Source organism: Periweissella cryptocerci, assembly GCF_004358325.1.
Classification (GTDB): domain Bacteria; phylum Bacillota; class Bacilli; order Lactobacillales; family Lactobacillaceae; genus Periweissella; species Periweissella cryptocerci.
This window is the reverse complement of sequence record NZ_CP037940.1, coordinates 1,557,392-1,572,072: the sequence shown is the minus strand read 5'-3', so window position 1 is coordinate 1,572,072 and position 14,681 is coordinate 1,557,392. Positions and strand designations below refer to the sequence as shown.

Here is a 14,681-nt window from a genome sequence, read left to right as displayed (position 1 = left end):
TTTTTGTGGGGGTGCTATTTTTTTCGACAAAAAGGTCAAACTAAGAATCTGCAGTGCCAGGGCAATATTAATTTTTAGTTGGTTTATCTATGCAAAAAACATTAATGTGTCATATACGACATTAAATGAAAATTTTTTAATATATGAACTATGCTTATATTTGTTATTAAAAATTTAGCGGCGGAAAGATTGAATAGGGGTGAGTAACATGAGCGTTGGAAATTTTATTTTAAAAAATAAAACGAAGAGTTTGCTATTGCTCTTGGTGATTGTCATTGTCCAGTTGTTGACCGTTTTTAGTGCGGTGCTTAATGCGCAAATGATTAATGAATTAATTAAATTCAACATGCGCCAATTTGAAATTAAGACGAGTTTATTATTGCTTAGCTGGCTCTTAGTAGCTTTGTTTACTTATTTTAAATTGATTTATACAGAAAAAGTTTTGCAGCACATTAATACGCAGATTCGGGCAAAAATTACGCAAAGTATTATCGCAGATCAGCGGGAACACTATAATAAACGGACGGTTGGGGCATACGTTTCGTGGATGAACAATGATATTGAAGCAATTAAAGATCAGGGCATGAGTATGTTCTTTGTGGTTGTGGAAGGGATTGTTGGCACGATATTATCGTTAATAACTTTGATAAAGTATAATTGGGTATTAGCCATAACCGCATTGATTTTTACCGGCATAATAATTGTTGTCCCAAGAATTTTTAATAAAATTCTAGCAAAGGTGACGGCAAAATTAACGGTCGAAAATGAAAAGTTTGTTGATAGTGCTGAAGATATTTTGGCGGGCTTTAACATGTTATATACTTTTCGCGCACTAAACTTAATTACGTTAAAAATTGTTGCCGCATCAAATAAGCTGAATGTTGCGAATGTTAACCGAATAAAGGTTCAATCAAAAATTGCGACCACTGGTTTTTTACTAAATGTCGTTGCGCAAGTAAGTTTGATGGGAATCACGGGGATATTAGCATTACACCACGTTGTGCCAATTGGAACAATTGCAGCGGTTGGTGGCTTGTCAGCAACCATATTTAATAGTTTGGGTAATATGAGTAGCTATCTAGGAATGATCAGTGGAGTTAAACCGATTTTTGATAAATTTGCAAACTATCAAAATCAACAGCAAAATGAAGTAAGTAGTGATGTAATTGCTAGTAACGCAACGCCGCTTATTAGTGTTCAAAATTTAGGTTATAAATTTGATGGCAATGAAATAATTGCAGACTTAAATCTGGCGATAAAAGAAGGTCAAAAATATTTAGTAGTCGGTGAAAGCGGCAGTGGTAAATCAACTTTGGTGAAAATATTAGCCGGTTATTACGGTAACTATACTGGTAAACTCCAGTTTGCCGGTAATGACTATCATGACCTCACCCAAAAGTATCTGCTGGATAAGATAATGTATATTGATCAAACACCACAATTTATTCATGGCACCGTTGCCGAAAATCTTAGTTTAGTGAATGAATTTTCTAATGAAGAATTAGCGGCAGTAATCTTAAGTGTCGGGTTGGTAGCTGATACAACAGAAGCAGCGGATTTTCTAACAAGAGAACTCGGAAATAAAGGAAATCAATTCTCTGGTGGCCAGTTACAACGGATTGCGCTTGCGCGGGCATTGCTGCGGAAGCCGGAAATTTTAATTTTAGATGAAGGGACCTCAGCCATTGATAAGGAAAATGCAATTATGGTTGAAAATTTGTTATTGAATGATGATCAGTTAACTTTGTTAATGATAAGTCACACGATGCATGCCGAAAATAGTCAGTATTTCGATGAAATTATTGAACTGAATTAGATTGTTTCCGCGAATAGAGGAATTCGTCACGACCGGAAGTTATTTGCCGGTAATCAGCCAGTTTTTATAGGGCGCCAAGCAAGTTAGGTAAAAGCTAACTGACTTGGCGCCTTTTGCGTATATTTGAAGTGCATAGTCTGACAGGAGAGGGGATATTTGCTAAATATACGGAGGCGGGTTGATATCGTTTAGTATGCTAGAATTAAAGTATTAATTATTGTGAACACGTTGAGATAGGAGAATTAACCAGATGAAATTACTCCACACTGCTGATTGGCATATCGGCAAACAATTAAATGAATTTGATTTACTAGATGTCCAACAAGATGCTTTCAAGCAAATTGAAGCCATCGCTGCCGCTGAACAGGTTGATGGTATTATAATTGCGGGGGATTTATATGACCGCGCGATTCCCTCAACCGCGGCCGTTAAGGCGTTTGATCAAATGCTGCAACAGCTGAATATTACTGATAAATATCCAATTTATGCAATTTCAGGGAACCACGATGGTGCGACCCGCTTGAATTTTGCCCGTGAGTGGATGAAGCAAAATGATTTGCATTTGAATACTAAGGTCGAAGAAGCTTTCACGGATAACGTGGTGGTCGGCGACGTACAAATTTTTATGCTCCCATTTTTTGACCCGCAAGATGCCCGGATGTACTACCAAATTTCAATCGACAGTAATGAGATGCGGACGATTGAACAAGCAATGACGCGCGTGGTAGCAGATTTAGAGCAGCAATTTGAACCCGGCAAGCGTCATATTTTAGTTACCCACTTCAATGTTCAAGGAACAGATAATGAAAATTACGAATTGACCTCAGAAACAACTTCAACGGTTGGTGGATTGAATACAGTGCCAGCGCGGTTATTTAAGAATTTTGACTATGTTGCTTTGGGGCACTTGCACTTACGCCAAGCATCGCCAACGCGGACTGTCCGGTACAGTGGTTCACCGGTGAAATTCAACACGAAGGAAGCCAAGAACGAGAAGGGTGTCTACATTATTGATATTCCAACAACTGGTGAAATTGGCATTACGTGGAAAACAATCACCCCATCCAAAGATTTAATCGTCTTGCGGGGTGATTTTGAAAAGCTTATTGATCGCGATTTTTATAGTGAGCAACCAAAGCCTGGGGAAGCGTTCTACAGCATTCAGTTGACGAGTCGGCCAGCGGGCAAGAATATCCGCAAGCAGCTTGAAGATATTTACGGCGACATCGTGGAACTGGAATATCACATTCAAGGGGATGAAACCCAAGCAGCGACGGAACAATTAGCGCAACGCGTTGCCAAAACTAAAAGTCCCGAAGAAATAATTGGTGATTTTTATAATGAAATGATGGATCCTGCGCAACTGACGGAGCAACAACAGAAATGGGTTGAAGCGGCGCTGATTGATATTCGGAAAGATAGCGAGGCCTAGAACATGAAACCAATTAAACTGAATATGAATTTTTTTGGCCCATATGCCCATGCGGAAATTGATTTTGACAAATTCAAAGAATCGCCGCTCTTTTTGATTAGTGGTCAAACTGGTGCGGGGAAAACGACAATTTTTGATGCGATGACTTTTGCGTTGTTTGGTGAAACTAGTGGCAGCCGTAAACCAGATGATATGCGCTCAGATTTTGCGAACTTGGATGATGAAACATCGGTAGTATTTATTTTTGAGCACCACGGCAAATTTTTCCGTGTCGAACGCAAGCCCAAACAAATGCGCACCAAACGTGGTGGTGGCGCGACGGAAAAATTACCAACTGCCAGTGTTTCCGAATTTGATTATGAATTAGGCACTGAAACTGGCGAGGCATACACTAAAATCAGTGATGTGAATGAATTCTTGAAGGATTTATTATCATTGACTGCCGAGCAATTTCGTCAAATAATTTTGTTGCCGCAACAGGAATTTAAAAAGTTCTTGAAGGCGAATAGTGCCGAAAAAGAAGTTATCTTGCGCAATTTATTTGGGACGGAATTATATCGGCAAGTGATGGATAGCTTGAAGGAACAGCAAAAAGGCATGGTCGCTGAGCAAGCGCAATTTGAAACGCAATTAACAACGATTTTTGATCAAATTGAATGGCTCGCTGAAAAACAAGACCAGTATAAAAACACGCGGACAACGGAAGAACGGGTTGAATTGTTAGCGTTGGAAGTTACTGAGCAACAAGCAGATTTGGCAGCCGCTAAAGCCACACAAGTTGAAAATCAAAAAATTGCCAGCAAAGCCAGCGCAGCACTCGAAGCCGGCCTTGGCTTGGATAAAGATTTTGCCCAATTGGCGGCCAATCAATTGGAAGCGACACAGTTGGTAGCCCAACAACCAGCAATTGCTGAGAAAAAAATTAAATTGCAACACTATGAATGGGCCAACAAGCAAATGAGTTTGGTGCAGGATTTAGAGAAACTAGGCAAAGATTTACCGACCAAAGAAAACGCCCTTCAGAAGGTCACTGAGCAATTAACTGATGTGGCCAAGCAACAAGCTGCGGTTGGCGTTAAAATAGCTGAGCTGACGCAACAAAGCCCAGTAATCACTAAGCAACAGCAAGCGGTAGTTGAAATTGAAAAAACCTTAATTCCGCTGGCAGAAAAGCGCGTTGCGAAAACCACTGAATTTAGTACATTAGGCGAAAATTTAACGGCAAAGCAAAAAAACTTGGATACAACGAGCACCGCATTGCTTGAAAATAAAAAACAAACGGCTACTGAGCAAAATGCGCTTAAAGCCTTTGACCAACTTGAAACACAGCAAACCGCGTTGCATAGCATTCAGTTAGAATGGCAGAAATTACAACAAGCGCAACGTGATGAGGTGAAGCAAGCTAAACGGGTGCAGGATGAACAAGCCAAGTTGGCAGATATGCAAGTACGTCAAGAGGACTTCACGCGTCAATTAGCTGGTTTAAAGAACAACGTGGATGAACAGCGGGCGAAGCGCCAACAACTGATGATTCAAAAGTTGCAAAATGAATTAGTCGTCGGTGAAGCGTGTGTCGTCTGTGGTTCAACAGAACACCCATTGCAAATGCACGACCACATCGAAGTGAGCGATGCGCAAATTCGCCAAGCAATTGATGATTTGGAAACACAAGAACAAGCATACACAAAGATTGAAACGAAACTTGATGAAGTTGGAAGGCAAGTTCAAGCTAAGCAAAATGAAATTGCTGAATTAACCGCAAAGCAAAGTGAACTGCACGCGGCATTATTGGCAGGGTATGAACCATTTGTGGCGATGTTCAACGCAACTTTTGCAACATCGATGCCAGTTGTGTTTGATAATGAAATTGGGACTGATTTAATTAATGAACTTGCGCATACCTTGCAAGAACAAACGGCGGCGAAAAAAGCAATCAATGAACGAATTGCGACATTAGAGAAGCAACGTCAGTCATTAACCGAGCAACAAGTTCAAGTCAATGGTGACGTGAAAGTTGTCGAAACCCAGCTGAAAACAGTTGAAGCTGAACTAGCAAGTATTCAAGCCCAAGCGCCGGCATTGTTGGAAAAATCAGCTTATCAACAACGCCTGACTGAATTAAAAAAGAGCGTTGAGCAGTACACGAAGGATACCGAAGCTAGTAATATTCAGCGGCAACAGCTTGAAGTGGCTAGCGCCAAGTATCGGCAACAGCAAATCAGCGATAGTGAGAGTGTAAAGCAACTACAAGCACAACTCGATACAACCCAAAACGTGCTTGACGCGGCAATTGCGGCGGCCGAGTTTGCGACTGATCGCAGTCAATTAGATACGTGGTTAGTCGAGCTAGCTGGGCGTGACGTAATCGGTGTAATGACTAAAGAAATTGCTAATTATGAGGCTGAACTCAAAGCGGTTAATGACAATATCGAAAAATTGCAAATCAATTTAGCTACCAAAACGAAACCAGATTTAGCGGCATTACGCATGGTTAAGGATGCGGCCGATGTTTCACGTGGAACAAGCGATAAAGTCGTCATGACTAAAGAATTAGCTTTGAAGCAAGTTAGTGCGGCACAAGCCAAGATTGCAAAAGTCCAAGCACAACTCGGTGAACAAGCCAAACAAGCCGCTGAATTGGGGCTATTGGCCGATGCCGTGAACGGGAAAAATGGGCAAAACCTACCATTAGAACGGTATGTCTTGCAAAGCTACCTGCAAGAGGTGTTAAGCTATGCCAATGTACATTACTTTACGAATGTCTCTAACGGACGGTATCAATTTGAATTGAAGCAAGAAAAAGCGAGTCGCGCAAATCAGACTGGTTTGGAAATTAACATCAAAGATAATGATGTCGACGAGTTACGTTCATCAGAAACCTTATCAGGTGGTGAAAGTTTCTTAGCAGCGCTGTCAATTGCACTGTCGATTGCCGCTGTGATTCAAAATCACGCCGGGGGTGTTGAAATCGATGCCTTGTTTATTGATGAAGGTTTTGGCTCGTTAGACAGTGAAACTTTGGAAAAAGCGATGGAAGTTCTCGACCAAGTTGAAAAAGAAGGGCGCATGATTGGTTTGATTTCACACGTCGACTCGATGAAAGCCCAAATCCCCCAACAACTGAAAATCACCAAAAAAGGGAATGCGCAAAGCGAAATTCAATATCAATTAGTTTAAATTTAAGGAGCAAAAATCATGAAATTTCATCATATTGGCAAACCAGTACCACTCGCCCAGATTAAAGATGATCCGGCAATTAAATATAGTTCCTTATATGATATGTACTCATTGGATCAATTAAATGAGCTTGGGATTCCTGTAGAACTACATGCATTTGGTCCCAATTCGAGTTTGGACGCCCGGATTCAAGCGGAGTCGCATGTCGCGTTTGTGACGGACGATATTCAGCGTGATCTTGCTGGCCAGGAAATTATTATGGATTTATATCAACCATTTGCCGGCTACCAATGTGCAATGATTTTACTAAAGGGTGTCCCAGTAGAATTAATTCAAACTACGCTGTCAGAAGCTGAAATCTGGGGCGATGGACCTTTTAAGGACAGTATCTTATATCCTGAAAACAACTAAATTCGCCAATCGCTAAATTATTTTCGGAGAAAGGACATTTTTTCTCGTATATTAATTAATGTAAGGGTGTCAAATGGAACAGTCAGACATTTGGCACAATTGAATACCGCTGGTTGGCGCTAAGGGAAAGTTATTTTCCAATATTATGCGTTTGTAGTTGAATACTTCTGTTAAAGGTGCTAGTATATTATCTTGTGAGTATTCAATATTTGTATTGGATACTTCCTTTCGACACACAAAGAGGTGTCGACTTAGACCATAAGGAGGAGAACAGTTCATGACTTACGAATTAACATACATCATTCGTCCTGACTTGGATAGCGAAGCAAAAACTGCCTTGGTAGAACGTTTCGACAAGATCTTGACCGACAACGGTGCAACGGTTGCTGATTCAAAGGACTGGTCAACTCGTCGTTTTGCATATGAAATTTCTGGTTACCACGAAGGTACTTACCGTGTAATCAACTTCTCAGCAAACGATGATGCGGCTATCAACGAATTTGACCGTTTGGCTAAAATCAGCCAAGACATCTTGCGTCACATGATTGTTAAGCGCGAAGCTTAATTTTCATTAATTCTATCGGGTGCATTTATGCACACGTGAAAGGAGCACTAAAGTTATGATTAATCGCGTAGTATTAATTGGTCGTTTAACCAAGGATGTTGAACTCCGTTATACCCAAAGTGGTACAGCAGTTGGTTCATTCTCTCTTGCCGTTAACCGCCAATTTACCAACAATGCCGGTGAACGAGAAGCTGATTTTATTAACGCCGTTATCTGGCGGAAAGCAGCTGAAAACCTCGCCAACTTTACCCACAAGGGTTCATTGATTGGGATTGAAGGCCGTATCCAAACACGGAATTACGAAAACCAACAAGGTACCCGTGTTTACGTAACCGAAGTTGTGGTTGAAAACTTCTCATTATTAGAATCACGTTCAGAATCTGATCGTCGTTCATCTGATAATGGTGCAAGTTCTTCTGCTAATAACAATTTCGGCGGTAATAACTTTAACAGTGCTCCGTCACAATCATCATCAAGCAATGACAACCCATTCGGTGGTAATAGCTTTGGCGGTTCAACCGCTTCAACTACTACCAACAACAATGCGGATCCATTCGCTGCAAATGGTCAAGAAATTGACATTTCCGATGATGATTTGCCATTCTAAAAACAGGAGGAACTAGTTATGTCACAACAACGTCGTGGCGGTAGCCGTCGTCGCCGTAAGGTAGACTTCATTGCCGCAAACCACATCGAATACGTTGATTACAAGGACACTGAATTGTTGGAACGTTTTATCTCAGAACGAGGTAAGATTTTGCCACGCCGTGTTACTGGTACTTCAGCTAAGAACCAACGTAAGCTTACGACCGCTATCAAGCGTGCTCGTATCATGGGCTTGCTCCCATTCGTAGCCGAAGACTAATCATATACGTCTTTAATAAAAAGCATTTCACTTCGGTGGAATGCTTTTTTTGTCACCAAATTTGAAGATTTCGTGCGATAAACCCGATTAAATCGGCAATATCAGGTAGCTCATTCAAAATTATGTTAAAATGAATGTTAAGAATATTTTAAGATATGAGGTAATGAATCGTGAGTCGATTCTTCAATGTCAATAAATTACCAGAATTTTTACAGAATGTACGAATCCGGTTATTGTTTATCTTTATTGCTTGTTTGGCAATTATTGGTTTAGTAGCCGCTTTCTTTGTTAATTGGATTTTTGGATTAGTCTTTTTTATTTTGGAAATTGGAGCCTTTATTTTTATCATCCAAATTCTCAAACAAATTGGCGCTGATTCAACACAATATATTTCCGATTTGTCATTTAGAATTCAACGGGGGGAACAAGAAGCACTAATTAGAATGCCATTGGGGATTATTCTATTTAATGATAATGATGATGTTAGCTGGGTCAATCCATATATTCAACAATATATTGGTGACCATAATTTGATTGGTAACAAGCTTGCCGCGGTTAATCCAGAGCTTGCCGAATTAATTGAGGCACACAAGGATTCACACGAAGAATCATTAGTTAAGTGGAATGGGAAATCATTTTCACTGTATGTACAATCTAACTTGCGGGTCGTCTATTTAATGGACGTAACGCGCTACGCCGAGATTGAACAACGCTACTATGATGAACGGTTAGTATTTGGGATGGTTTCGCTCGATAACTATGAAGAAATTGCTGAACGCTTGAATGATTCTGAAACTTCGGCATTGCGTTCATATGTAACGCGCGAGTTAACTGATTGGACTGAAGCCCATGGGATGTATATGCGTCGTTTGAACGCGACCCACTATTTCGTCTTAGGTCACGCAGCTGGATTATTAAGTGCCGAAAATGATAAATTCTCAGTCCTCGATACAATTCGCGAAACGACATCAAAACAAAATTTACCAGTTACTTTGAGTTTTGGGATTGCTTACGATGAAGATAATTTGTCGAAATTAGCCCAACAAGCCCAAGCTAACTTGGACTTAGCATTGGGTCGTGGTGGTGATCAGGTCGTGGTCAAATCAAGTGATGCGGAAGCGCGTTTCTACGGTGGTAAGACCAATCCGATGGAAAAACGGACGCGGGTACGTGCCCGGATGATTTCTCACGCGTTGAGTGAATTAATCAATCAATCGGATCAAGTGTTTATCATGGGCCATGCTAATCCAGATATGGACTCAATTGGTACCGCACTTGGGTTACGACGGATTGCGCAAATGAATGGCAAGCCGGCTTCGATTGTTTTAGATAAGACTTCAGTGCATAGCGATATCCAATTATTATTGGATACGATGCAAAATATTGAAGTTGATCGGAATGCTTTTGTCACACTTGATGAGTCATTAATCAACTCGACGGAAGAAAGCTTGTTAATCATGGTGGACCACTCGAAGCCATCGATTTCAGCGGCACCGATGTTGTATAATAAATTAAGTAGTCGGACCGTGGTTATTGATCACCACCGGCGTGGCGAAGAATTCCCACAAAATCCTTTGCTAACTTATATTGAACCATATGCTTCATCAACCGCTGAGTTAGTGACGGAAATGTTCGAATATCAAAGCCGTGAACAAGACCCAATTAATCGAATTGAAGCGACCGCCTTATTGGCCGGAATTCAAATTGATACAAAATCATTTACTTTGCGGACAGGGACCCGGACGTTTGATGCCGCAAGTTACTTACGTTCAGCCGGTGCCGATGCCGGGTTGATTCAACAGTTCATGAAAGAAAACGTTGATAGTTATTTATCACGTAATCACTTGATTGAATCGGTTGAAATCTTCGGCAATGCCGCAATTGCGACGGGTGAAGATACGCAGGCTTACGATAACGTTGTCGCGGCCCAAGCTGCTGATTCGCTGTTGCAAATGATTGGCGTTGATCAGTCATTTGTAATTTCGCTACGAGCGGATGGCAAAGTCGGTATCTCTGCGCGTTCAACGGGTAAAGATAATGTCCAAGTCGTCATGGAAGAACTTGGCGGCGGCGGTCACTTATCGAATGCCGCTACGCAAATTAGCGATGCAACCGTCACCGAAGTGCGCACAAAATTACTTGAAATTTTGCAACGGGAAGACTAGCATAAGTGTGAGTTTATGCGTTGCAAATACGAGGAATCAATCGGATAATCCGAGTGCAATGAAAATACGAGGAACCAGTCGGGTATCTGCGCCTAATGAAAATACGAGGAACCGGCCGGGTAATCCGAGTCTAATGAAATTACGAGGAGAGATTAAACACATGAAAGTTATTTTTCTTGAAGATGTAAAAGGTCGTGGTAAGAAGGGTGAAGTTAAGGAAATTCCTGATGGTTTCGCCAACTTCTTGATCAAGAGCAAAAAGGCATCACAAGCCAACAATTCAGCAGTGAGTGCTGTACAAGGCCAAAAGAAAGCCCAAGTTCGTGAAGCCCAAGAAGAATTGGACGCGGCCCAAGCTTTGAAGGTTAAGCTTGAGGATGACAAATCAGTGGTTGAACTTAAAGCCAAGGCTGGTGAAGATGGACGCTTATTCGGTGCCGTTTCATCAAAACAAGTGGCTGAAGCAATCAACAAGCAACTCGGTTTGAAAATCGACAAGCGCAAGATGGACATGAAGCAACCAATCCGTGCATTGGGTTACACCAACGTTCCCGTTAAGTTGCACCACCAAGTGGAAGCAACAATTCGCGTACACGTTGATGAATTATAATAACAATTGATGAAAAGTACCCGAGAAAAATTTTCTCGGGTACTTTTTTTAACTTATATAGGGCTCTATTCCGTCTGACGTGGAATTTATAAAATGAGATGAGATGTATGATGCCACTGCGTGACTGAAAATCACATTGTGCACCGAGATGGAAGCACATGCCCAAGCCAAAGGGCGGTCTTGGGCAATTCGGGATAGCTGGCAGTCTAATGGCTAAAGCCAAAAGACTGCTCATCTACCCTCAGCGACAAACTCGACACGTGGTGTCAAGTTCGTCCCATTTCGGTGTAAAGCCTGCCGGCCACAAGGTGATTTTCAGTCACTCCGCTAGATAAGCGTGGAATTATTGATTACCGCTAAACTTGCAGCGACAAGGATTACGGCATATTACTAGTCAGAATATCTACGCAAACTAACGAAGAGGCTGGAAACAGGCTGGACTTTAGCTCGCACCGTGATGGCATAATCAGTAATGGGTTTCGTTACTGATTATGGATTTGTGAAGATGGTTACCGCGTTAGCGAGCCAAGCTTCGCAAACATTTGAAGACCGCACTTTGGCTTCAAATGCTTGTCTTCCATCACGGTGTCCTGACTGTTTCCAGACACGTAGTGGGAATCAATCTGAGACACATATCCAAATTCCACGCTAGAAAAATTTTAGCCTTATATAGCTCCTATAGTTACCCTTGTAGAGTAGAAACGACAACTGTTACAATTAGCACATTAGGGAAGGAATTAATCATGGGATCTAATAATCTGAATAAAAAAATTGGTTCTGTTTTATATGTATGCATTCTTTTTATTTTTGTTGTACTCATTGGTTTGAATGGATATCTTTTATTCACTGACGCAACTGTTACTCACCTAATCACTTTTATTTTGGCTATTTTTGCGTTGATTTTGGCAGCTATCTTCTATAAAAAAGCATTCTAAACAATCAGTTACAAAGAATTTATAATATGTAAAACAGCACTAATCAGAATTACCTCGTGAAATCGATATGTTATTGATATAGCTTGTCGATTTTTTTGCTATCTGCGTTTTTCCGCGGTAATTTGTTTGTGACTGAAATATGGTTTTCGGACAATTCGAAGGGTACAGATTTAATGAGAATTCCACGTTACACTAAATATGGTCTTTTATTTTTTATGGAAGACTCGTGAATTTACATTTTGAGAAATGATTTAATTTATCTAGTGTCAGTTGTGGAGGGTGAGTGTGGTGTTATAATATATGATGTGTGTATTATCCGAAAAGTCCCGTAAACACATTGAGTAGAACGACGTAAAATTGTGTATTTGCGTAAATAAAATGTACTTGATAATAGCTAAAAACAATTCCAATTGGAAATACATAAATAATTAAGGAGCGACCAAAGCATGAATAACGAAGAAACCCAAATGCGCATTCCGCCACAAAATATTGATGCGGAACAATCAGTCTTAGGGGCTATTTTCTTGAGTATGACCGCTCAAGATGCACTTGCGGAAGCCGCCCAATACTTAGAACCAGAAGACTTTTATCGCCAAGCGCACGGGATTATTTTCCGAGCAATGCAAGAATTGGATGACGGGCAACGCCCAATTGATATCATCACCTTGCAAGATAAGCTCAATACAGAAGGCACGTTGGAAAATGTTGGTGGTGTGGCGTATTTGGCCGAGTTAGCCGCTGCCGTACCAACAGCGGCTAATATTGCTTACTATGCGCAGATTGTTAAGGAAAAGGCGACATTACGTAAAGCAATTGAAGTCATGACCGAGGGGATAACTGAGGCTTTTACCGAAGAAAATCCGTCTGATGATTTATTGGCGAACTTGACGGCTAAGCTGGACGGGGTTGCCGAAACCCAAGGGAACGCTGACTTTTTAAATATTAAAGACGTGCTGAATGAAGCCTTCGCCGAAATTGAAGCCAATTCGCAAAATAATGAAATCGTGACGGGGTTATCTTCGGGTTATCCTGAGCTTGATAAATTAACAACCGGCTTCCACGCAGGAGAATTAATTATTATTGCAGCGCGTCCTGCCGTGGGTAAAACAGCCTTTGTGCTAAATATCGCGCAGAATGCCGCTGTGAAGTCTGGTGAAGTAGTTGCGATGTTCGAGCTTGAAATGAGTGCTAGTGGGCTGGTACAGCGTCTGTTGGCCTCTGAAGGTAGTATCAACTCGAATCACATGCGAACAGGGAACTTGGATACTGATGAATGGCAAAACTTGATGGTGGCGATGCAAAGCTTGTCACAAACCAAGATGTTCATTGACGATACTCCCGGAATTAAAATGTCCGAAATCCGGGCTAAAGTCCGCCGGCTCGAAAAGGAACAAGGTCACGTCGGCCTAGTTATCATTGATTATCTGCAATTGATTGAATCAAATAACCACGAAAACCGGCAACAAGAAGTTTCTGATATTTCACGTAATTTGAAAAAACTCGCCAAAGAACTTGATGCACCAGTAATTGCGTTGTCACAACTGTCGCGTGGGGTTGAACAACGACAAGATAAACGCCCAGTTTTGTCAGATATTCGTGAATCAGGATCAATCGAACAAGATGCCGATATCGTCGCATTCTTGTACCGTGACGATTACTATGAACGTGATAATGAATCCGACGACACCAATAACGATCCCCGAGACGCTGAAGAAACTGACGCGGGTCCGGTCGAAGTTATTATCGAAAAGAACCGTTCGGGCTCACGTGGGACCGCAAATCTGCTGTTCATCAAGTCATATAACAAATTCAGTTCACTGAGTTATGTCGATGAAGAAAATTACGGGCCACACTAAATATAAATATGAAGGGGGCTAAGGATGAAGCATGCTTAGCCTTTTTTGCATGGTCAAAGTGATGATAAATTTTCGCGCGTATGCGAAGCAAGGCGATGGGTACCAGGCGGGGAAGTGTAGTGAAAGAGCAGAATTACAAAAGAAAAAGCGAATAATCCACAAGTTGATAAGTTTTTCTTAAAAATAGAGGAATATAGGAACAACTTATCCACACCTGTGGATAAGTTGTTGATAACTAGTTGATAAACGCACAGGAGCCCTGTCCTCATGGGGAAACCCCGCATTTTAATTTAGTGTGTATAAGTAGTAATCAGCAAACTTGTAGTATGCAAAAACTGGTAAATGTGAAGATTTTGTAAACTTTTACGAAGAGTAGTAGCTGTGCACAAAAAAATTAACGGATTCTTAGGAAGTAGCGAATGTTTAAGGATTGCTTAAATTTATTTTCACAAAAATACGAACAATCACAAAAAGATACCAGGAAAGAATGCCTAAAGTAGGGATAGTTAGGTAAAAAAAGCGAACAATTGGTACAAAAATGGGTTAACTACTGCTAAACCGAACACAGTGCAAGCAGCCTAAAAAATCGCTACTGTGGATAAGTAGTATAAGTGAGGGGGATAACATGTGCGTTAATTAACAGAGTAATAAAAAAGGCGATTAGAACAAGCCTTTGGGAGGGTGTTGATACTCCTGTGGATAACTTTTGTAATCTGTTGATAACTATCGGTGTTCGTATGTAAAATGTAGATGCAGCAATACTTACAGCGTTTGTGCAAAACATCGTGTTCGTGTGGACAATTGTGGATAACTCAAGCAAATTTATTGACATGCCTGAAAACGCATTCA

At 41.0% G+C, this 14,681-nt stretch carries 10 protein-coding genes; all 10 read left to right on the top strand.

Annotation, left to right across the window (positions count from 1 at the left end; translation table 11 throughout):
- Positions 1–208: 208 nt before the first annotated feature.
- A complete protein-coding gene (locus tag EQG49_RS07155; RefSeq protein WP_133363331.1) occupies positions 209–1,816 on the top strand; it encodes an ATP-binding cassette domain-containing protein in 1,608 nt (535 codons plus the stop codon).
- A 250-nt stretch (positions 1,817–2,066) separates the two neighbouring features.
- Positions 2,067–3,248, top strand: coding sequence for an exonuclease SbcCD subunit D (locus EQG49_RS07150; RefSeq protein WP_133363330.1), 1,182 nt, complete (start codon positions 2,067–2,069; stop codon positions 3,246–3,248).
- A 3-nt stretch (positions 3,249–3,251) separates the two neighbouring features.
- Positions 3,252–6,425 (top strand): AAA family ATPase, encoded by a 3,174-nt coding sequence (locus EQG49_RS07145; protein WP_133363329.1) that lies wholly within the window; start codon positions 3,252–3,254, stop codon positions 6,423–6,425.
- A gap of 18 nt (positions 6,426–6,443) precedes the next feature.
- Entirely contained in the window at positions 6,444–6,836 is a 393-nt protein-coding gene (locus EQG49_RS07140; RefSeq protein WP_133363328.1) for a hypothetical protein, read from the top strand.
- Positions 6,837–7,113: 277 nt separating this feature from the next.
- Positions 7,114–7,401 carry a 30S ribosomal protein S6 gene (rpsF, locus tag EQG49_RS07135; RefSeq protein WP_133363327.1) on the top strand — a complete coding sequence of 96 codons (288 nt, stop codon included), beginning with the start codon at positions 7,114–7,116 and terminating at the stop codon, positions 7,399–7,401.
- A gap of 55 nt (positions 7,402–7,456) precedes the next feature.
- Entirely contained in the window at positions 7,457–8,008 is a 552-nt protein-coding gene (gene ssb / locus EQG49_RS07130) for a single-stranded DNA-binding protein (RefSeq protein WP_133363326.1), read from the top strand.
- Positions 8,009–8,026: 18 nt separating this feature from the next.
- Positions 8,027–8,266 (top strand): 30S ribosomal protein S18, encoded by a 240-nt coding sequence (rpsR, locus tag EQG49_RS07125; RefSeq protein ID WP_133363325.1) that lies wholly within the window; start codon positions 8,027–8,029, stop codon positions 8,264–8,266.
- Positions 8,267–8,436: 170 nt separating this feature from the next.
- Entirely contained in the window at positions 8,437–10,431 is a 1,995-nt protein-coding gene (locus EQG49_RS07120) for a DHH family phosphoesterase (protein ID WP_133363324.1), read from the top strand.
- A 160-nt stretch (positions 10,432–10,591) separates the two neighbouring features.
- Positions 10,592–11,041, top strand: a complete 450-nt coding sequence (gene rplI / locus EQG49_RS07115; protein WP_133363323.1) for a 50S ribosomal protein L9 — start codon at positions 10,592–10,594, stop codon at positions 11,039–11,041.
- A gap of 1,381 nt (positions 11,042–12,422) precedes the next feature.
- The gene (gene dnaB, locus EQG49_RS07110) at positions 12,423–13,832 is read left to right on the top strand and encodes a replicative DNA helicase (protein WP_133363322.1); all 1,410 of its coding nucleotides are present in this window, start codon (positions 12,423–12,425) and stop codon (positions 13,830–13,832) included.
- Positions 13,833–14,681 lie beyond the last annotated feature (849 nt).

Excerpts from the sequence above, each read along its gene's own strand:
- rpsR (WP_133363325.1), top strand. The coding sequence starts at position 8,027 with ATGTCACAACAACGTCGTGGCGGTAGCCGTCGTCGCCGTAAGGTAGAC.
- EQG49_RS07140 (WP_133363328.1), top strand. The coding sequence starts at position 6,444 with ATGAAATTTCATCATATTGGCAAACCAGTACCACTCGCCCAGATTAAA.
- EQG49_RS07150 (WP_133363330.1), top strand. The coding sequence starts at position 2,067 with ATGAAATTACTCCACACTGCTGATTGGCATATCGGCAAACAATTAAAT.
- rpsF (WP_133363327.1), top strand. The coding sequence starts at position 7,114 with ATGACTTACGAATTAACATACATCATTCGTCCTGACTTGGATAGCGAA.
- EQG49_RS07145 (WP_133363329.1), top strand. The coding sequence starts at position 3,252 with ATGAAACCAATTAAACTGAATATGAATTTTTTTGGCCCATATGCCCAT.
- EQG49_RS07155 (WP_133363331.1), top strand. The coding sequence starts at position 209 with ATGAGCGTTGGAAATTTTATTTTAAAAAATAAAACGAAGAGTTTGCTA.
- dnaB (WP_133363322.1), top strand. The coding sequence starts at position 12,423 with ATGAATAACGAAGAAACCCAAATGCGCATTCCGCCACAAAATATTGAT.
- ssb (WP_133363326.1), top strand. The coding sequence starts at position 7,457 with ATGATTAATCGCGTAGTATTAATTGGTCGTTTAACCAAGGATGTTGAA.
- rplI (WP_133363323.1), top strand. The coding sequence starts at position 10,592 with ATGAAAGTTATTTTTCTTGAAGATGTAAAAGGTCGTGGTAAGAAGGGT.